Source organism: Nocardia sp. NPDC051570 (assembly GCF_044454005.1).
In the GTDB taxonomy this organism is placed as follows: domain Bacteria; phylum Actinomycetota; class Actinomycetes; order Mycobacteriales; family Mycobacteriaceae; genus Nocardia.
Map to the genome: position 1 here is coordinate 343,956 of NZ_JBITDI010000004.1, position 20,248 is coordinate 364,203.

The window sequence follows — 20,248 nt, forward strand, 5'->3', positions numbered from 1 at the left end:
TCTGTTTGGAACCGTAGAATCGTAAACTAGCGGCCGCAAGCTCTGTGATCAGCCTCACCGCCCAGGTCACGGTTCGATCTCGCCGTCGATGTAGAGCCACTGTCCGCCGACCCGAGCAAATCTGCTGCATTCATGCAGCGTGCCGCGCTCACGCTGATGCCGGTAGTGCGCGCGGAACTCCACCTCGCCATCCTCGTCGAAGGGCCCGCCGCGAGCGGTGCGCAGAATCTCGAGCAGCATCCAGCGCTGCTGCGGATCCAGCTCCAGCCGCCGCGGCCGGGTGCGCGGATGCCAGGACCTCAGCAAATATCCGGTATCACCGACGGCGAAGGCGGTGAACCGCGAGCGCATGAGGGTTTCGGCGGTCGGCGCGGGACGGCTGCCGTCCAGCCGGGGCGCACAGCAGGCGCCGAACTGTTCTCCGCTGCGGCACGGGCACGGGTCGGTCTCGACAGGGTGGGCCATGGGTCGATTGTCCTGGGTTCGGGCGGCCCCGGCCGGACCGCCCGAACCTCGGATCACGAACCGAGCAGCCTCATCAGCTGGAACACGTTGAGCAGAGCGGTCGTCGAATTCGCCGCTAGCGCCGAACCAGTGTTGAGGAGGTTGAGGGTGTCCAGGAAGTTCATGATGCAGCTCCTTCATCGAGACGAGGTACCCGAGAGTGTCCGACCGCATACAAGCCGCAAACCAGCGCAGCACCTCAGCACGCTACTGCACCCACCCACTCTGATCAGCGAATTGTCCTACTCGATACCGGAATTCGATCGAGTCGACGCGAAAAGCCGGACAATGGCGGCTATTCCGACCATGCAGTATGTATCGCGGCCAATTCCTCGACCAGCCGGACGGTTTCGTCGTACCAGCCGCGTAACTCGATCAGCGCCGGCGGCAGCTCGTAGTCGTGATGATGACCCGCCCGCGACAGCGTCGCCCACAGTGCGCCGATCCGCGCGGCGGTCGGCGGACCGGCATAGGGCTCCAGGGCCAGTAGCTGCGCCCGCATGCTGCAGCGCGCCAGCGGCGGGGCCACCTGCCACCACAGCTGGTCGATGGCCTGCTCGACCGCGATGCGCAACAGCCATACGGTCGCCCGCGACCACAGCCCGCCCGCATCGGTGACGATACCGCGCAACAGCTCGTCGGCGGCGGCGAGCCGCTCGGCGACCGTCGGGGTCAGGGATTCAGCCACTTGACGAGTTTCCTTGTACCGGAAAGCAATTGGCCGACCTCGCGATCGATGCGGATATGCGCGCCCGCGGCCGCGTCGCGCAGCACCGCGCGCGCCCAGGGCGCCTCGCGATCCAGCAGCGCGTTCAGATCGTCGACCCGGTCCGGCTCGCCGAGCACCGCCAGCGACACCTTCTCCCAGGTGGTTCGCGCGGCGTCGACGCGCCGCTGCACCTCATGATGATCCATGCCGTCGGCGAGCAATGTGGCCCGCGCCCGGGCCAGCGCGGCCGCCTCGATCGCCGAGCGACAACACGTGATGACCAGTTCCGCGGCGATGGCCCGGGGCAGCTGCCGAGTTCGCAAGAGCGCGTTGGCATCACTGAGATAGCGGCGCACCGGATCCTCAGCGACGCGGATCTCGACCGTGGAGCGCTCGCGCCGCTGCACGTCGAGCACGGTCGCGTCCAGCCGCAGCCGCCGCACCGCCTCGGCCAGCCGCTCGTCGTGGGTGAACACCACGACCTGGCGGCCGCTGCGCGCCGCGGCCGCCAGCACCCGGGCCAACCCGTCCACCTTGGCCGGATCCATGGCCTGCACCGGATCGTCGATCATGACGAATCCGAACGGGCTCTCGGGCACGGTGGCGCGCGGCAGGAACAGGGCCAGTCCCAGCGCGTGCAACTCGCCCTGACTCATCACGCCCAGCGCGGTGCCGCCGGTATCGTCGACGGTGACGTCGAGCAGCACCTTGCGGCTGGCCCCGGCGTTGCCCTGCAACCGAATCGCGCCCAGGTCGACATTGCTCTGCTGCCGCAGCCCCCGCCAGATCCGGCGGGCGTGATCGGCCAGCGGGGCCATGCGCTGTTCCCGCAGTCCCGCGGCGGCGGACTTCAGCCAGTCCTCCGCACGGCGCACGGTGCGCAGCTCCGGTTCGGCCGCGACCGCCGCGGTGGCATCGCGCAGCCAGGCGGCGATGCGCGGAACCAGCGGCGTCCACACCGCGTCCAGGCGATCCAATTCCTTTCGGGCCGAACGCCGTAGCGTCTCGAGGCCGCGCACCGCGTCGATATGTGCCGTGCGCAGGCGGGGCGCCAGTTCGGGCCGATAGTGCTCATCCGCCAACCCCGCCCAGGTCGACCAGGTGCGCCGCGCCGGGCCGGTGTCCACATTGGGCACCGGCGGTGTCGGCGGATCGAGTTCCGGCGGCACCGGCGCGATGAGTGAGCGGGCCCGATCCACGGCCCGCGCGAGGGCGATGCGGGCGGCGGTGAGCGCGGCGGCACGATCGGTCAGGCGGACGATCTGAGCGTCGGTATCGCGCCGCCACTGCTCGTCGAGGCTGCCGCGACCACAGACCGGGCACGGGCAGTCCCCGCCCGCGTCGACATGGCCGCGGGCGCGGCGCAGCAGATCCAGTACGCGCAGTTCGGCTTCCATATCGCCGGTGGCGTGCGCGGCCAGATCGGCCGCGCATCCGACGATATGGTCGGCGGCCGCATCGACCTCGGCCGGTTCGGGCAGCCGCAGGCGCAGGATCGCCTCGAGCGCCGCGGCGCCGGTCGGATCGTGCCGGGCGCCGGCCAATTCACGGCCGATCGCGGGCAGATCCGGCTCGGGGGCACCCAGCAGTTCGGCCACCCGCGCGGCCCGGTCGTCGGCGACGGTGGCCAGCGCGGTCAGCAGCGCGCTGCGTTCGTCGCGGCACGCCTTGGCCGCCCGTTCCAGTTCGAGGCGGCGGGCGCGGGTGCGGTCCTGGGCGGCGGTGAGATCGTCGAGTCCGAGCAGCCGATGCAGGGCGTCGAACAGATCGCTCGGGCGGCCGTCGACCAGCGCGCCGAGTTCGCTGTAGGACAGGAACGGGCGGTACAGCTCCAGGTCACGAGACCAGTCGGTCGCGCGGAACTCGCTGGGCTGCTGCCCCTTTCGGCGCTGGGTCCAGCTGCCGCCGGACAGGTCGACGCCCTCCGGCCATTCGCGGGTGATCGTCAGCGGCGCGCCGGATCCGGTGGTGGTCAGTTCCAGGTCGATGCGGGAAACGCTGCCCTCGTGCAGATTTCGCCAGCCCTCCCGCCATACCGCCGAGCGGCCCTCCCAGCGGCGGTTGACGCCGGTGAGCGTCAGCTCGGCGGCCTCGGCGAAACTGGACTTGCCGGATCCGTTGCGGCCCACCACCAGGGTGAGCCCGGGCCCGGGATTGAGCCGCAGATCCGCGCGGGGACCGATACCGCGGAAACCGCGAACCCGGATGGCGCTGACGAAGATTCCGCTGTGCCCCGGCCCGGATCTCAGGTCCGGATCCGCGCCCAGCGCCGTCAGTACCGTCTGTGCGACTTCGGGTGTGATCGACGGATCGGCGTCCAATCTGCGGGACACCAGTTCGGCCAGGCGCGGCGCGGCATCATCCGGCGCATCCCCCAACTTGCCACCACCCCTTAGCGTTCGATCGTCACACGCGAGCCGTTGCCGAACTCGACGCCGTGCCGAACGCTACCGGATCACGGACGAATCCGCGCCTGCGCCAGACCTTCCGACAAACCGGCCCGGGCGGGACGTAATGGCCATCGATACGGGTGATCCGCGCCGATGGCCACCCCTCGGCCGTCCCGGCCCGGGCAGTTCCACGGTGTTCACCCGAATCGGGTGGCTCGGATCAACCGAACAGGACAGAATGCCAGAGTTCGCCCGCTGAGGCAATAGTGCTTGACGTTGCAATACGTCTCTCCCCCATGACAATTCGGCCCGCTACCGCTTGGCGAACGATCCTCGCGGCACTGTTCGTCGGCGGCCGAGTGGCCCGCGCGGGGGCGGTCGCGAGCGGGCGTGACCTGCGGCGGAGGATTCTGTCGGTGGGTTGCGGTAGAAATCCGATCAACCGAGAGAGGGGGCCGCGTGACGATATCTCAGGTGGGGACCGAATCCGGCGCATGGACCGCGGAGCAGATCGCCGCGCTGGCGCCCGATAGCGCATCGCTCGCGGCCGCGCGCAAACTACGCGGGCGCTTCAGCGGCACCGGTCGGCATGCCGACGCGGTATGGGGGTTGTGCAAGGGCAGCGGGAGCAGGCCGTATCAGACGATCGTCGATCTGAGCGGGCCCGCCTACACCTGCACGTGCCCGAGCCGGAAGTTCCCGTGCAAACACGCACTGGGCCTGTTGCTCGGCTGGTCGGAGGGCCAGGCGCCCGAGGCCGGGGCGGTCGCCGACTTCGCCGCCGACTGGCTGGCGGGGCGCGTGGCCCGGGCCGCGAAAGCCGTTGCGGCATCCGCTCGCACACCCAGCGCGGTCACCGCCGAACAGCGCCGCTCGCGGGTGAGCGCGGGCCTGGCCGACCTCGATATCTGGCTCGGCGATCAGGTGCGTACGGGGCTGGCCCAGGCGGACCGCTCCTATCGGGCGCTGGAGACGGCGGCCGCCCGCATGGTCGACGCCCAGGCGCCCGGGGTAGCGAATATGCTTCGGCAACTTGCCCGCAATGTCGTGCTGCGCCCGGATTGGCCCGCCCTGCTGCTCCGCGAATACGCGCGATTGCATCTGCTGGCGACCGCGCACCGCCGACTCGACGACCTTCCGGTCGCGCTCGCCGAGCGGGTGCGCGCACATCTCGGCTATCCGATCACCGCCGAGACGGTGCGCACCGAGGGACCGCCGGTCCGAGATCGGTGGATGGTACTGGGACGACGGATCACCGAGGAGGAGCGACTGCATACCCGCCGCACCTGGCTGCGCGGGCGCACGAGCGGCCGCTGGGCGCTGATCGTCGATCACAGCTTCGGCTCCCCCGCTTTCCCCGCCGAGGTACCGGTGCCCGGCCTGCAGCTCGACGCCGATCTGCACTTCTATCCCGGCGCCGCCGCGCTGCGCGCACTGTGGGGCGAAAGGCACGGCGTTCCGGAACCTTTCACCACGGTGCCGACCTCGGCTCCCGTTCCTTCCGACGCGGCGGATACCCGGATACGTTCCGGCGCAGCGGATCACAGTGGAATCGAGGCCGGATTGACCGATCATGCGCGGGCGTTGGGTGCCGATCCCTGGCTGCGGTCGTGGCCGATGTTGCTGAGCGAGGTGACCCCGGTGGTCGCCGACGACCGGTGGTACGTGGCCGAGGCCGACGGGACCGCACTGCCGCTGGCCCGGCTGGCCGAACAGCCGTGGCGACTGCTCGGCGTCTCCGGCGGTCATCCGATCGCGGTGATCGGTGAGTGGACCGTGGACGGGCTGGTACCCGTCTCCGCCTTCGCCGCGGGTGAGATCGTCGATGCCGGGGCCGAGGCGATCGGCGCGGCGGCCGACGAACCGGCGGCCGAATTGCTGTCGGCGGCGCTGCTCGGAACCGCGCGGCGCACGCTGGATCCGGCGCGGCTGCCCGGGCCGGTGGCGGCGGCCGTCGGCGCGGCCACCGGCGATCCGGCCGAGACACTGCTCGAGGCGGCCCTCGCCCAGGACTTGTTCCTCCGCGGCGGCGTATCGCCCACCGCCGTCCCGCTTCCCGAGGCCGCGCCCGACGACGAACGCCTCCTGTTGCCGTCGGCGGCGGCCGGTCGGCTGGCGCGGATGCTGGCCGAGGGCTCGCCGTTCCTGGCCGAATGGTTCGAGATCGTCGGACCGCGGGACCCGCGGGCGCCCGACGCGCTGTGCGCCCTGCTGCTGGATCAGGCGAAAACCCGTGCGGCACTGCGTGAACCGCTGCTGCGCCTGGCCGGGGCGCGCGGGCGCTGGCTGGCGTCGCGGAACCCTCAGTGGCGCACCCTGATTCGCGCCGACGTCGACGACGCCTCCATATGGTCGCACGGCCGCCCGATCGAACGACGCGCCTGGCTGTCGGCGCTGCGCGAGCGCGATCCACACGCCGCCCGCGACATCCTGTCCGGCAGCTGGCGCACCGAATCCGGCACGGCCCGTGCGGAACTGCTGGCAATCCTGGCCGACCGGCTCGACCCCGGCGACGAACCGCTGCTCGAATCCGCGCTCGACGATTCGCGCGCCGACGTCCGCCGCGTGGCCGCGGATCTGCTCGCCCGCCTGCCCGAATCGGCCTTCGCCCGGCGCATGCGGCGGCGGGCCGCACAATGGATCGGCCTGTGGGACAACCGATTGATCGTCGAACTGCCCGAGGCGCTCGACGACGCCGACCGCCGCGATGGACTCGCCGACCGCACCGCTGATACGCCCTATCGCTCGGACGGCGCACCGGATACCGGCGCGGAGTGGCTGCGCCGCCTCGTGGCCGCGACACCCCTCTCGTATTGGGACAGGTTGTTCACCGATCCGGAGCGGGCCCTGGCCGTGCCGATGGCCGACCGGATGCTGGGGCCGATGTTCGCGGGCTGGGCGGACGCCGCCCGCGCCCAGCGCGATTCCCGCTGGGCGGCACCGCTTTTCGAGGTGCTCACCGCGACGCCGACCCTCGGGGCGGATTTCGACGTGCGGCGTGAGCTGTTCGCGCTGCTCCCGCTCGGCGAACGCGTGCGCCGGTTGCGTCAGCTCGACGCGAGTTGGCTCGCCGAGGTCGAGCTGCTGGTCGCGGCGTTGCCCCGGCCATGGCCGACCGCCCTGGCCGACCATGTGACGCGGCTGCTGTTCGACCGCGCGCAGCTGGCGGCCGCCCGTCCGGACGCGCCCGGGCTGTCCCCCGCCTCGTATCGCACCCTGTTCCACGCCGCGGCGCTGCACTTCCCGGTCGAGGCCGCCGCCACCGTATTCAGGACCGCCCGCCGCTGTCCGGATCCCTACTGGCAGACCGCCTTCGACCGACTCGCCAACGACCTGTCCGAACGCACCACGATGCTCGAGGAGCTGCAGTGACCACGACCCACGCACCGCACGACGAACTGCTGCGCCCGCATGCCGAACAGTCCTTCGCCGCCGAACTGAGCGCCCTCGCCGCGGTCGACGACCGCCCGCGTCCGCCGTCGTGGCGGCTGTCGCCCTGGGCGGTGGTGACCTACCTGCTCGGCGGCACCCTGTCCGACGGGACCGTCGTATCCCCGAAGTACGTCGGGCCGCGACGCCTGATGGAGGTGGCCGTCGCCACGCTGGCCACCGATCGGGCGCTGCTGCTGCTCGGCGTCCCCGGCACCGCCAAAACCTGGGTGTCGGAACATCTTTCGGCCGCCATCTGCGGCACGTCGACGCTGCTGGTGCAGGGCACCTCCGGCACCCCGGAGGAGGCCATCCGCTACGGCTGGAATTACGCCCGCCTGCTCGCGGAGGGACCCAGCGAGGGTGCGCTGGTGTCCTCGCCGGTGATGACCGCTATGCGGGGCGGGTCGATCGCCCGGATCGAGGAGCTCACCCGCATCCCGTCCGATGTCCAGGACGCCTTGATCGCGATCCTGTCGGAGAAGACGCTGCCGGTTCCGGAGCTCGGCCGGGAGGTGCAGGCAGCCAAGGGTTTCAATGTGATCGCCACCGCCAACGACCGCGACCGCGGCGTCAACGACCTGTCCTCGGCGCTGCGCCGCCGATTCAATACGGTCGTGCTGCCACTGCCCGCCGACGAGGACGAGGAGGTCGCGATCGTCGCCCGCCGCGTCGAACAGCTCGGCGCCGCACTGGAATTGCCGACCGTACCCGCCGCGGCCGAGGAGGTGCGCCGCGTGGTGCGGGTATTCCGCGAGCTGCGGTCCGGCATGACCGCCGACGGCCGCACCAAACTGAAATCGCCGTCGGGCACGCTGTCCACGGCCGAGGCGATCTCGGTGATCACCAATGGCCTCGCACTGTCGGCGCATTTCGGCGACGGCGTACTGCGGGCGCCGGATGTCGCCGGTGCCGTCCTGGGCGCGGTGATCAAGGATCCGGTGGCCGACGCCGTGGTGTGGACCGAATACCTCGAGGCCGTAGTCCGCGAGCGCCCGGACTGGTCCGACTTCTACCGCGCCTGCCGCGAGGTACAGCCATGAGCGAGCGCGCCGCGGGCACAGCCGAATCGGCAATCATGCCAGCCTCTGACGCCAGCGAGGAACACCCCGTGAACAGGCCCGGTCAGCGGAGCATCCCGGGCAGGCGCGTTCGCGGCCAGGCCGGAGGCGGGCGGCAGCGAGGTGCGGGCATGAGCAAGCGAGCAATGGGTACAGCCGGGGTCGCGGTCATGCTGGAGCCGAGTGCCAGCGAGGTGGAGGCATGAGCGCGCCGGGGCTCGTGGCGGAGGTCGCCGGGGAGGCTCCGGCGCGGACACGGATCTTCGGGATTCGGCATCACGGTCCGGGCTCCGCGCGGTCGTTGCGCTTGGCGCTGGAACGGTTCCGGCCCGATGTGATCCTGATCGAGGGGCCCGCCGATGCGGATCCGCTGGTCGGCTACGTCGCCTCCGAGGATCTGTGCCCACCGGTAGCGCTGCTGGCCTATGTGCCGGATTCCCCATCGCGGGCGGCGTTCTGGCCGTTCGCGGTCTTCTCCCCCGAATGGCAGGCGCTGCGCTATGCGGTGGAACACGATGTCCCGGTCCGCTTCTGCGACCTCCCCGCCACCCACACCCTCGCGCTGGACAGCGAGCCGGGCGATCGCACCGACCCGCTCGCCGCCCTGGCCGACGCCGCGGGCTACGACGACCCGGAGCGCTGGTGGGACGCGGTCATCGAATCCTCCGCCGACGCCGATATCTTCGCCGCCGTGACCGAGGCCATGGCCGCGCTGCGCGAAAGCTCTACTGCACCAGTCGAAGTCGAGTCCATCCCCGGGCCGATCTTGCCCACGGATCGACCCGAGCCCGACGATATGCCCGTCCGGCTCGAAGATGCCTCTCGCGCAGCCGGATACGAGCCGACCACACCGGACGGACGGACGCGCGTACTACCCGCATCCGACAGCGCTGTGTCGGCCCGGCGCGAAATCACCTCGCGCGCAGAGCCGAGCACGCCCGGCGGACTACCGGCACCGGACAGTGACGACCCGAGACCGGGCGATCTCTCCGGCACGCCGGGCGACCAGCACGGGCCGGACGTGTCGGCGGACACCGATCAGCTCGCGCTGCTGGAGGATGGCGCGCTCGACGCGCACACCCTGCGGCGCGAGGCGTATATGCGCCAGGTGATGCGGAAGGCGTTGAAGGACGGGGCGACTCGGCTGGCGGTGGTGTGTGGGGCGTGGCATGCCCCGGCGTTGGAGGGGAAGTTGGGCCCGGCGGCGCCGGATGCGCGGATGTTGAAGGGGTTGCCGAAGGTCAAGACCACGGTGACGTGGGTGCCCTGGACGCACTCGCGGCTCGCGGGTGGATCCGGATACGGGGCCGGGGTCACCTCGCCGGGCTGGTATCACCATCTGTTCACTCGGACCGAACAGCCGATCGCGCGGTGGCTCACCATGGTGGCCGCGACCCTGCGGGCCCACGATCTGCCGGTCTCGAGCGCCCACATCATCGAATCCGTCCGGCTCGCGGACGCTCTCGCGGCCATGCGCGGCCGCCCGCTGCCGGGACTGTCGGAGGTCACCGACGCGACCCGCGCCGTGTTGTGCGAGGGCGATGAGACGATGCTGCGGCTGATCACCGCCGAGCTGGTGGTCGGGGAGGCGCTCGGCACGGTGCCCGACAACACCCCGGCCGTACCCCTCGACGCCGATCTGCGCGCGCAGGCGCGATCGCTGCGGCTCAAACAGCAGGCCCTCGCCCAGCAGCTCGATCTGGATCTGCGCAAGGACCGCGATGTGGCCCGCTCCCATCTGCTGCATCGGCTGCATCTACTCGATATCGCCTGGGGCACAAGGACTGCCGGGGAGGTCCGCAATACCGGCACATTCCGGGAGTCATGGACGCTGCGCTGGGAGCCGGAGCTCTCGATCGCGGTCGTCGAGGCATCCCGCTGGGGCACCACGATCCGCACCGCCGCCGAGGCGAAGATCCTCGACACCGCCGCCACCGACACCACGATCGGGGAGTTGAGCGGTGCGCTGGAGGCCGCGCTGCTCGCCGATCTGGGCGACGCCGTCGCGGGTCTGGTGCGGCGGCTGGAGACGGTAGCCGCGCTCGATCACGACGTCACCCATCTGCTCACGGCGCTGCCCGGACTGATCCGCACCCTGCGTTACGGCGATGTGCGCGGTACGGATCTCGGCGCGCTGGCGCACGTCGCCGACGGCCTGCTGATCCGCATCTGCGCCGGATTATCCGGCGCCGTCACGGGTTTGGATGCCGAGGCCGCCGCCGGGCTGCGCGCCCAGCTCGACGCCGCCCACCTCGCCGTCGCGACCCGCGACAATCGCTGGGCGACCGACGCCTGGCTGAGTGCGCTGGGCGCGCTCGCCGACCGCGACGATGTGCACGGCGCCCTGGTCGGCCGCTCGGTCCGCCTGCTCTGCGATGCCGGAGTCATCGATGCGGCCCAAGCGGCCCGCCGGCTGTCGGCCGCGCTGTCGATCGGCCACGCCCCGGCCGAGAAGGCCGCCTGGATCGACGGTTTCGTCGGCGGCCGCGGCCTGCTGCTGGTGCACGACCGAGAATTGCTGGGCCTCATCGACTCCTGGCTCGGCGGCCTCGACGACGACCAGTTCGTCACCATCCTCCCCCTGCTCCGCAGGACCTTCGGCGCCTTCGAATCCGGCGAACGCCAGGCCATAGCCCACACCGTCGCCCGCCGCGGCGGCACCACATCCCACCCGCACGCCGCCGCGGATCTCGACCACGAGCGCGGCACCGCGGCGCTAGCGGCCCTCACCGAAATCCTGGCGGCCACACGATGACTCGACCCACCCCTCGCACGCACCCACCGACAGCGATCCCCCACCGGAGACGGCCATCGAACATGCCCGACCTCCGGACGAACCCGACCGGCACGGCCACAGCGGCTCACCCTGCACGAGCGCGGCACCGCGGCACTGACCGCCCTCACCGAAATCCTGGCGGCCACACGATGACTCGACCCACCCTTCTCACGCAGCGACGGCCACCGAACGGACCGGATCACCGGGAGACCGCCACCGACACGATGTTGTCGCCGTGCGGCGCCGAGACCGGAATCGCCACCACATCCCGGGTCGCCCAGCTGAGTCTCGTTGTCGGCCCGTTGAATTCGGCTGTCATCCGCTCGACGACTCCGACCATGGCGGCTCCCACTGCCCACGCGAAGCGCCGACGACGATCGGGGCCGCAAAGAACCGGCGGGACAGTGCTTTTCATGCCGAGGCGGCCGAGTCTCACAAGCACACAACATCATTCGAACGAGCGGAGGGACCGATGAGCGCACCGGCGCGGCGGTGGCGGCTGGTGCTCGGCGCGCCCGCCGAGGACGGGCTGGGCGGGTTGTCCGATGCGGCGGATGTCGCGATGGATCGGGCGCTGTCGGCGCTGTACAACGCCGACGAGCAGACGCCGTCGGAGAAGCGGGCGGGCGGGCTCGGCGGGTCGGCGCCGCGGGTCGCGCGCTGGCTCGGCGATATTCGCGGCTACTTTCCGTCGACGGTGGTCGAGATCATGCAGCGCGATGCCGTCGAGCGGCTCAACCTCACCGAACTGCTGCTGGAACCCGAGCTGCTCGAGGCCGTCGAGCCCGATGTGCATCTGGTCGGCACGCTGCTGAGCTTGAATCGGGTGATGCCCGAAACCACCAGGGCCTCGGCGCGATCGGTGGTGGAGAAGGTGGTGCGCGAGATCGAGCGCCGGATCGCCGCGCGCACGGTCACCGCCGTCTCCGGCGCCCTGAACCGCGCCGCGCGCGTCACCCGGCCGCGGCTGCGCGATATCGACTGGGACCGCACGATCCGGAGCAATCTCGCGCACTATCTGCCCGAATATCGCACCGTGGTGCCGCAGCGGCTGATCGGCTACGGCCGCCGGGCCCGGGCCGTACGCCGCGATGTGGTGCTGGCCATCGACCAATCCGGTTCGATGGCCTCGAGCGTCGTGTACGCGTCGGTCTTCGGCGCGGTACTCGCCTCCATGCGCGCGCTGCGGACGTCGCTGGTCGTGTTCGACACGGCCGTCGTGGATCTCACCGAACAGCTCACGGATCCGGTGGACGTCCTGTTCGGCACGCAGCTCGGCGGCGGCACCGATATCAACCGGGCCATCGCCTACTGCCAGCAGCTGATCACCCGCCCCGACGACACCCTGTTCGTGCTGATCTCCGATCTGTACGAGGGCGGCATCCGCACCGAGATGCTGCGCCGGATCGGCGCGATGAAGGAATCCGGGGTCCAGGTGCTGATGCTGCTGGCGCTGTCGGACGACGGCGCACCGGCCTACGACCATGACAATGCCGCGGCCCTGGCGGGTTTAGGAGTGCCCGCCTTCGCGTGCACTCCCGACCGCTTCCCCGATCTGCTGGCCGTGGCACTGGACCGCGGCGACGTACACGCCTGGGCCAACGCCAATGCCGGAAGGAGCTAACTGCCGAACAGCTGAGCCAACCCCACGAGGCTGGTGACGATATTCAACATCAGGCCGAGCGCCTGCAGAATCTCCATGTCCTACCCTTTCGACCGCACACGAACGAACCGGGCATATGAGACAGCGCCCGGATCCTATCCCGCACGGAGAGAAACATCAGAGATCTGCGATCGCGGCCAGCGGTGGCGTGCGAGCCGCCCGCACGCCCGGCCACACCGCCGCCAGCACGCCGACCACTCCGGATCCGAGCAGCATCAACACGATCTGCGTCCACGGCACCGCGATCTGATCGATGCCCAGATCCCGCAGCGTGCGCAGGAATCCGACGCCCAGCCCCAGCCCGAGCACCACGCCGACCACCGCGCCGAACACGGCGATCAGCATCGACTCGAGATAGATCGACCGGCGGACCTGCGACCGCTGCATGCCGACGGCACGCAGCATGCCGATCTCGCGCCGCCGCTCCACCACCGACAGCGCCAGCGTATTGACGATCCCCAGCACCGCGATCACCACCGCGAGGGCGAGCAGGCCGTACAGGATGGCCAACATGGTGTTGATCTGCTGACCCTGGGTTCCCTTGAACTGCTCGTGATCCTGCACCTGCACGATCGCGAACTGATCGGTCGCCTTCTCCAGATCCGTGCGCAGGGTCGACAGATTCGTCCCCGGCTTCGCCGTAACCAGCACCAGGAAGTCGCTGCGGAACGATACCGGGGTCACCTGGTCGTATACCGCCGGGGGGACGACGAGCTTACCCAGCAGCTGGGTGTCCTTGTAGATGCCGGAGACGGTCAGCGGAATCTTCTTGTTATCCATACTGGTCAGCTCGACCCGCTGCCCGACATGCCAGTTCCGGTCGTCGGCCTCGGTCTGCGACACGAGCAGATCGGAGTCGCCGAGGGTGCGGGAGCCTTGGCGCAGTTCGTAATTCAGTACCGTGTCGAGGGGGCCGTCGGGCGAGGTCGCCACCAGATCGTCGGAACCGATCTTCAGACTGGTGCCTCGGATCGCGACCACATCCCGCACTCCCGCAACGGGTTTCACCGCATCACCGACGGCGATCGGGACACCGACGAAGCTGCGGGGCGGTCCGGCCAGGATGTAGTCGGCCTTCACACCCTGGTCCACCAGCTCGCCGATGCTGGCCTTCGCCGACGCGCCGAACATGCCGATCGCCGCGACCAGCATCAGGCCGAGGGTGAGCGCGAAAGCCGTTGCGGCCGTTCGGCGGGGGTTGCGCGCCGCGTTGTTGCGCGACATACGCCCGATCGGCCCGAGGGCGGCGACGAGGATCCCGAGCGTGCCCACCACCGGTCGCGACAGCCACGGCAAGACCAGCAGAACCGCCACGATCAATGCGCCCGCACCGATTCCGACCGTGCGCGCGGCGTCGGTGCCGGTCGACTGCGCGCCCAGCACCGCCAGCACGACCCCGGCGATCGCGAGCGCCGTGCCGACGAGCGTCCGCACCCGCAGCGATTCACCGACCGAGGCGAACTCCTCCCGCATCGCCTCCACCGGAGGTATGCGGGCCGCGCGGCGTGCGGGCGCATAGGCGCTGAGCACCGTCACCAGCACGCCCATGCCCAGCGTCACCAGCACGGTGCGCGGCTGCACCGACATGGCCCCGGTCGGCAGGCCGAGGTCGAACGCGTTGAGCAGACCCGACAGCCCGAAGGCCAGGCCGATACCGGCCGCCAAACCGATCGCGCTGCCGAGCAATCCGATGACGAACGCCTCCGAGACCACCGACAGGCCGACCTGTCGCCGGCTCGCGCCGACCGCCCGCAGCAGGGCCAGCTCCCGCAGCCGCTGCGCGACGATCATCGAGAAGGTGTTGTAGATGATGAACGTGCCGACCAGCAGCGCGATCGCGCCGAAGGCCAGCAGGAAGTAGTTGACGAACTTCAGCGCGTTGCCGACCTGGGCCTTCATATCCTCGCGCACCTGCGCGCCGTCCTGAACCTTGAAGTCCGGCAACGCCTTCGCGATCCGATCGCGCAGGGTGTCGGCCGCGACCCCCGGCGCGGCGGCGACGTCGACATAGGCGACGTGATGACCGTCTGCGAACAGATCACGCGCCTGCTGATCGCTGAACAGCAGGCCGATGAAACCGCCGGTGTCGGAGGGGATGGCATAGATCCCGCTGATCGTGACGTCGTAGGTACTGCGGGACGGGATCAGCACCTTGACCTTGTCGCCGACCTTCAGTCCGGCGCGTTCGGCGCCGCCCGCGTTGATGGCGATCTCGCCCGGCTTCGCCGGGGCCGCACCGGAAATGATCTTCTGCGGCTCGGCGATCGCACGATCGGGCGGGATATAGGACTGACCCCAGCTCGGCGCGCCGCCCGTCTGGATGGCGTGCCCATCCTTCAGCAGAACCACCGGCCCGTTCACACCCGGCGCGACGGCCCGGACCCCGGCGATGCCGGATACCGCGTCCACCGCCGACAGCGGAACACCCAGCGACTGACGCTCTTTCGGGCTCACCCGCACATCGACGCCCTTCGCCTGGTCGGCGAAGATGCCGTTGAAGGTGCTCTGCAACGTATCGGTGAAGACGAAGGATCCCGCGATGAAGGCGGTTCCGAGGATCACCGACAGCAGCGTGAGGGCCAGTCGCACCTTATGCGCCGCGAGATTGCGCAAGGTCACCTTGCGCATGGGGCTGCCGGGCATCAGAGACTCTCCAGATACTTCATCCGGTCCAGCACGGAATCGGCGGTGGGATCGCGCATTTCGTCGACGATGCGCCCATCGGCCAGGAACACCACGCGGTCGGCATACGAGGCGGCGTGCGGCTCGTGGGTCACGATGACCACGGTCTGGCCGAATTCGTCCACGGCCGCGCGCAGGATCGACAGCACCTCGCCGGAGGAGCGCGAATCCAGATTGCCGGTGGGCTCGTCGCCGAAGATGATGTCGGGCTTACCGGCCAGCGCCCGCGCGCACGCCACCCGCTGCTGCTGCCCACCGGACAGTTCGCTGGGCCGATGGCCGAGCCGGTCGCCGAGACCGAGCCGCTTGATGACGGTATCGAGCCAGTCCTGGTCGGATTTGCGGCCCGCGATATCCAGCGGCAGCGTGATGTTCTCCAGCGCGGTGAGCGTCGGCACCAGATTGAACGCCTGGAAGACGAAGCCGATCCGATCGCGGCGCAGCCGGGTCATCTGCTTATCCGACAGCCGCGTCAGATCGGTGTCTCCGATGTGCACGGTGCCGGAGGTGGCGCTGTCCAGCCCCGCCAGACAGTGCATGAGCGTGGACTTGCCGGAACCGGACGGTCCCATGATCGCGGTGAACTCGCCCTGGGCGAAATCCGTCGACACCCCGTCCAGGGCCCGGACCTGGGTGTCTCCGGATCCGTACAGCTTGGTCAGGTCGGTGGCGCGGGCCGCGGATGCGGCCGCGGTGGATGCGGTGGATGCGGTGGGTTCGGTGCCTAGGGCATCGGCAGTCATGCAATCCAGTCTTCCGGCACCCGCACCGTCGCGCCATCCGGAATTTCACCCAATACCCAGGACGGAAGCCCGGTTCCTCCTGCGGGCCTATTGTCGTAGCCATGGCGTTGCTGGCCGCGATACTGCTGTCCGCTGTTGCCGCGGTCGCACTGGTCCACCGCGGAATCCTGCGCTGGCCGGGCGCTTGCACACTGATCATGGTCGCCGCCCTGATCACCGGCAGCGTCGAACTCGTCCGCGCCGCGATCGACACCCGCGACGGCAGCACCGAACTCGACGCGGCCGCGCTGAATTGGACAATCTCACACCGCGCGGGCTGGCTGACCCCGACCGCCGAGGCGTTCAGCACACTGGGCGGCCCGGTCACGATGCTGGCGGTGACGCTGGCCGCATGCGCCTGGCTCGCCCGGCAGCGGCGGTGGCCCGCGGTGCTGCTCACCGCGGTCGTGGCCGGCGGCGCCGGTGTACTCGGCTCGACCATGAAATCAGCGATCGACCGGCACCGCCCACCGGACATCGATCACCTGGTGACCGTGGCCGACTCGTCGTTCCCATCCGGCCACACCCTGGGATCGACGGCGGTCGTGGGCGCGCTGGCCGCCCTGACGGTCCTGTCGACCTGCGACCGAGTGATCAAGATCGCGGTAAGCATCGAGGCAGCGCTGTTCATCGTCGCCGTCGGCCTGTCCCGGGTATACCTCGGCGTCCATTGGCTCACCGACGTCCTGGCCGGTTGGTCGATCGGCATCCTCTGGCTGACCACCTGCCTGACCTGCTATCTCCGCTTCCGCCACCCGGCGCCGACACCCTCGGCCGATTCATCCGACCGCCAGCCGACGCACCGCTGATCGAGGCCACGATCGCGCGTCCACCGGCGGTCCAGCAGTGTTAGGAACCGCCGCCCGCCAGCGCGCCGATGACCGCGAGTACGACCAGCACCAGGACCACCGAGCCCACGATGATCGCGATGGTCAAGGCCACGTTGGATTTTCGCGGTGGCGGGGAGGGGCGATATCCGTAACCGGGCTGCTGGGGATAGCCCGGGCCCGATCGGTATACCGGTCGCGGCGGTGGTGTGGCCGACCTTACGGCCGCCGAGTTCGGCGGAGGCACGGCGCCGGCCATCGGATTCGAGGGTCCGGTCGCAGGGCGGGGCATACCTGGGCCCGCGCCCATCGGATTACCCGCGCCCCACGGCGACCCACCCTGCCCGGCCATGCCGGGGCCCGCCGCCATCATGCGCGGTCCCGTGAACGGCCGTCCGGCGAGTGGCATCGGCGGGACGCTCGGTGCGGCGAACGCGTGCCGGGCCGCCACCGCGAATTCGGCACAGGTGTCGAAGCGTTCGTCGGCCCGTTTGGCCATCGCCTTGGTCAGCACGCCGTCGAGGGCGGACGGCAGGCCGGGGCGCACGCCGCTCAGCAGCGGCGACTGGGCCTGCAGATGACCGCGGATGACCGCCGCGGGATTGGGTGCGCTGAACGGTCCGCTGCCGGTGAACAGCCAGAACAGGCTGCACGCCAACGAGTATTGATCGGATCGCCCGTCGAGCTGTGCGCCGGTGAGCTGTTCCGGCGAGGCATAGGCCAGGGTCGCGGTGAGGGTGCCTGTCTGGGTGAGGTGGCCGCCGTCGTCGCGCAGCCGGGCGATCCCGAAGTCGGTCAGATACACCCGCTCCCCGCGCCCGGCGGTCGAACGCGCCAGCAACATGTTGCCGGGCTTCACGTCCCGATGCAGCACGCCGTTGCGATGCGCGTAGTCCAGCGCCTCGGCGACCTCGGCGACGATCTGCACGGCACGCTCCGGCGGCAGCGTGCGCGGTTCGACACTGGCCGCGTCGATACCGTCGACGAACTGCATGGAGATCCACAGCTGACCGTCCTCGAGCCCGCGGTCGTAGACGGTGACGATATTCGGATGGTCCAGCTGGGCGACCAGATCGGCCTCGCGTTCGAAGCGGGCGCGAATCTCGGTGTCGGCGACCATCTCCCGATTGAGCAGCTTCAACGCCGTCATCCGCGGCAATCGCGGATGTTTCGCCAGATAGACCGATCCCATGCCACCGCGGCCGAGCAGCCGCTCGATGGCATAGCCAGCGAAGACGTCACCGTTGGCCAGCATGCAAGCTCCCACTTTCCGTACCGCGCGCCGGGGACCCCGCCAGCCTACGCACGGTAGTACCGCATGAAACGCCCGTCGCCGCCCTCGGCAGACCACGGAAAACACCGAAACCATAGCAGCACCCACGGTCCGCCACGCCGATGGAATTGATGTGTCGGTGGCTACCGATACGCTCTGTGACCATGCGTATCGGCGCCCACGTGCGGCAGGACAGCGATCCGATCGGCTTCGGCGAGCAGTTGGGCGCCGAGGTCATCCAGATGTTCGTCATCGACCCGCAGGGCTGGGAGAAACCGCAGCCGCACCCGCTGACCGACCAGATCAAGGCCAGTCCGATCGATGTGGTGGTGCATTCGTCGTATCAGATCAACGTCGCCAGCACGAACAACCGGTTGCGGATGCCCTCGCGCAACGCCGTGGCCCAGCAGGCGACAGCCGCGGCGGAGCTGGGCGCGTTCGGCCTGGTCGTACACGGCGGGCATGTGCGCTCCGACGCCGAGCTCGACGCGGGAGTCGACAACTGGCGCAAGCTGTTCGAGCGCCAACAGGACAAGGGCGGCTTCGCGGTCCCGATCCTGATCGAAAACACCGCGGGCGGAAATCACGCCATGGCTCGGCATTTCGATGCCATCGCCCGGCTCTGGGACGCCGTCGGCGACTACGGCGCGGGCTTCTGCCTGGACACCTGCCACGCCTGGGCGGGCGGCGAGGAGCTGATCGGCGTCGTCGACCGGATCAAGGCCATTACCGGCCGCATCGACCTGGTGCACCTGAATTCCTCACGCGACGAGTTCAATTCCGGCGCCGACCGGCACGCCAACTTCGCCGACGGCACCATCGACCCGCAACTGCTGGCCGAGGTCTGCCGCACGGCCGGCGCGCCGATCGTGCTGGAGACGCCTGGTGAGGGCCTGGCCGAGGATCTGGCGTATCTGCGCGAGCACGTGGGGTAGCCGAGGTCTTGCGATCGGGCTGACCGTAATCCTGGCCCCGCGGACCAGGCCGTGATGTCCTCGAATCAGCTTTCGGTTCGAGTGAAAGGCCTTGTATGTCTGTCGATTACGCAGCAGATACCACCGCGCGGGCGGTCCGGCTCGGTACCCATATCGGCGCCCGGATCGACGGGGTGCGCCTCGGGGGCGAGCTGCCCGCCGAGACCGTCGCGCTGATCCGCGCCGCGCTCCACGAGCACAAGGTGATCTTCTTCCGCGGGCAGGACCACCTGACCGAGGACGGGCAGTACGACTTCGCGCGGCTGCTCGGCAGTCCGACCACCCCACACCCCACGGTCACCTCGCACGGTCTGAAGAGTCTGGCCATCGATTCCCAGCACGGCCGCGCCAACAGCTGGCATACCGACGTCACCTTCGTCGATCGCGTGCCGAAGGCGTCGATCCTGCGCGCGGTCAGCCTGCCCGGCTACGGCGGCTCGACCACCTGGGCCTCCACGGCCGCGGCCTACGAATCGCTGCCCGAACCGCTCAAGCGCCTCGCCGAGGCCCTGCGCGCCCGCCACACCAACCAGTACGACTACGCCGCGGCCCGCGAGGATTCCGCCGATGCGAATGCCCGCGCCTACCGCGCCGAATTCGAATCCACCTACTACGAGACCGAACATCCGGTCGTGCGCGTCCACCCCGAAACCGGCGAACGAGCCCTGCTGCTGGGCCATTTCGTGAAGCATTTCGTCGGCCTGTCCACCACCGAATCGCATACGCTGTTCCGCCTGTTCCAGGACCGGGTGACCCGCCTCGAACACACCACCCGCTGGAACTGGTCCCCCGGCGACGTCGCCATCTGGGACAACCGCGCGACCCAGCACTACGCCATCGACGACTACGATCCCGCCGAACACCGCCAACTCACCCGCATCACCCTCGCGGGCGACATCCCGGTCGGCGTGGACGGCAGGCAAAGCACGGTCATCGCGGGCAACGCCGACCACTACTCGATCATCGAGGAAGTCCCCAGCGCCGCGTGAGCAGGCCAGGGTCGCGTGAGCAGGCCGCAACCCACATGGTTTGCGGCGCGGGGGGGGGGGGGGGGGGGGGGGGGGGGGGGGGGCGGGGGGGGGGGGGGCGCCCCCCGGGCCCCCCCCCCCCCCCACCCGCGCCCCCCACTGCCGCCGGCCGGGGGGCCGCAATTGGGAGGGGGGCGGATACACCCCCAG

At 70.0% G+C, this 20,248-nt stretch carries 14 protein-coding genes; 7 read left to right on the forward strand and 7 right to left on the reverse strand.

Annotated elements, in window-relative coordinates; translation table 11 throughout:
- Positions 1 to 66 precede the first annotated feature (66 nt).
- The 3 genes from ACIA76_RS11770 to ACIA76_RS11780 all read right to left on the reverse strand — a co-directional run bounded on the left by ACIA76_RS11770 (position 67) and on the right by ACIA76_RS11780 (position 3,591).
- Positions 67 to 465, reverse strand: a complete 399-nt coding sequence (locus ACIA76_RS11770) for a YchJ family protein (RefSeq protein WP_397151311.1) — start codon at positions 463 to 465, stop codon at positions 67 to 69.
- 334 nt (positions 466 to 799) lie between these two features.
- Positions 800 to 1,192 (reverse strand): hypothetical protein, encoded by a 393-nt coding sequence (locus ACIA76_RS11775; protein ID WP_397151313.1) that lies wholly within the window; start codon positions 1,190 to 1,192, stop codon positions 800 to 802.
- A complete protein-coding gene (locus tag ACIA76_RS11780) occupies positions 1,177 to 3,591 on the reverse strand; it encodes an AAA family ATPase (protein ID WP_397151315.1) in 2,415 nt (804 codons plus the stop codon). The genes ACIA76_RS11775 and ACIA76_RS11780 overlap by 16 nt, the downstream gene beginning before the upstream one ends.
- Before the next feature lie 471 nt (positions 3,592 to 4,062).
- On the opposite strand from ACIA76_RS11780, the gene ACIA76_RS11785 reads away from it, so the two are divergent.
- The 3 genes from ACIA76_RS11785 to ACIA76_RS11795 all read left to right on the forward strand — a co-directional run bounded on the left by ACIA76_RS11785 (position 4,063) and on the right by ACIA76_RS11795 (position 10,848).
- Positions 4,063 to 6,975 carry an SWIM zinc finger family protein gene (locus ACIA76_RS11785; RefSeq protein ID WP_397151317.1) on the forward strand — a complete coding sequence of 971 codons (2,913 nt, stop codon included), beginning with the start codon at positions 4,063 to 4,065 and terminating at the stop codon, positions 6,973 to 6,975.
- Positions 6,972 to 8,075: an AAA family ATPase gene (locus tag ACIA76_RS11790; RefSeq protein ID WP_397151319.1), complete on the forward strand. Its 1,104-nt coding sequence runs from the start codon at positions 6,972 to 6,974 to the stop codon at positions 8,073 to 8,075. The genes ACIA76_RS11785 and ACIA76_RS11790 overlap by 4 nt, the downstream gene beginning before the upstream one ends.
- Positions 8,076 to 8,295: 220 nt before the next feature.
- On the forward strand, positions 8,296 to 10,848 hold the full coding sequence (locus tag ACIA76_RS11795; RefSeq protein WP_397151321.1) for a DUF5682 family protein: 2,553 nt from the start codon (positions 8,296 to 8,298) through the stop codon (positions 10,846 to 10,848).
- Between the two features lie 220 nt (positions 10,849 to 11,068).
- Here ACIA76_RS11795 and ACIA76_RS11800 read toward each other — a convergent pair whose 3' ends face one another.
- Complete coding sequence (locus ACIA76_RS11800) at positions 11,069 to 11,209, reverse strand: hypothetical protein (RefSeq protein ID WP_397151323.1); 141 nt, start codon at positions 11,207 to 11,209, stop codon at positions 11,069 to 11,071.
- A gap of 132 nt (positions 11,210 to 11,341) precedes the next feature.
- Here ACIA76_RS11800 and ACIA76_RS11805 point away from each other — a divergent pair, with 132 nt between their 5' ends.
- Positions 11,342 to 12,493 (forward strand): VWA domain-containing protein, encoded by a 1,152-nt coding sequence (locus ACIA76_RS11805; protein ID WP_397151325.1) that lies wholly within the window; start codon positions 11,342 to 11,344, stop codon positions 12,491 to 12,493.
- Between the two features lie 156 nt (positions 12,494 to 12,649).
- Here ACIA76_RS11805 and ACIA76_RS11810 read toward each other — a convergent pair whose 3' ends face one another.
- Complete coding sequence (locus ACIA76_RS11810) at positions 12,650 to 15,175, reverse strand: ABC transporter permease (protein ID WP_397151327.1); 2,526 nt, start codon at positions 15,173 to 15,175, stop codon at positions 12,650 to 12,652.
- Positions 15,175 to 15,957, reverse strand: a complete 783-nt coding sequence (locus tag ACIA76_RS11815) for an ABC transporter ATP-binding protein (protein ID WP_397151329.1) — start codon at positions 15,955 to 15,957, stop codon at positions 15,175 to 15,177. The genes ACIA76_RS11810 and ACIA76_RS11815 overlap by 1 nt, the downstream gene beginning before the upstream one ends.
- A 101-nt stretch (positions 15,958 to 16,058) precedes the next feature.
- On the opposite strand from ACIA76_RS11815, the gene ACIA76_RS11820 reads away from it, so the two are divergent.
- On the forward strand, positions 16,059 to 16,805 hold the full coding sequence (locus ACIA76_RS11820) for a phosphatase PAP2 family protein (RefSeq protein ID WP_397151331.1): 747 nt from the start codon (positions 16,059 to 16,061) through the stop codon (positions 16,803 to 16,805).
- A gap of 40 nt (positions 16,806 to 16,845) precedes the next feature.
- Here the strand turns inward: ACIA76_RS11820 and ACIA76_RS11825 are convergent, their stop codons facing one another.
- Positions 16,846 to 18,078: a protein kinase gene (locus ACIA76_RS11825; RefSeq protein WP_397151334.1), complete on the reverse strand. Its 1,233-nt coding sequence runs from the start codon at positions 18,076 to 18,078 to the stop codon at positions 16,846 to 16,848.
- 182 nt (positions 18,079 to 18,260) lie between these two features.
- Between ACIA76_RS11825 and ACIA76_RS11830 the strand changes: the two genes are divergently transcribed.
- Together ACIA76_RS11830 and ACIA76_RS11835 are read left to right on the forward strand one after the other, a co-directional pair.
- The gene (locus tag ACIA76_RS11830; RefSeq protein ID WP_397151336.1) at positions 18,261 to 19,031 is read left to right on the forward strand and encodes a deoxyribonuclease IV; all 771 of its coding nucleotides are present in this window, start codon (positions 18,261 to 18,263) and stop codon (positions 19,029 to 19,031) included.
- 95 nt (positions 19,032 to 19,126) lie between these two features.
- Positions 19,127 to 20,059, forward strand: coding sequence for a TauD/TfdA dioxygenase family protein (locus ACIA76_RS11835; protein WP_397151338.1), 933 nt, complete (start codon positions 19,127 to 19,129; stop codon positions 20,057 to 20,059).
- Positions 20,060 to 20,248: the final 189 nt, after the last annotated feature.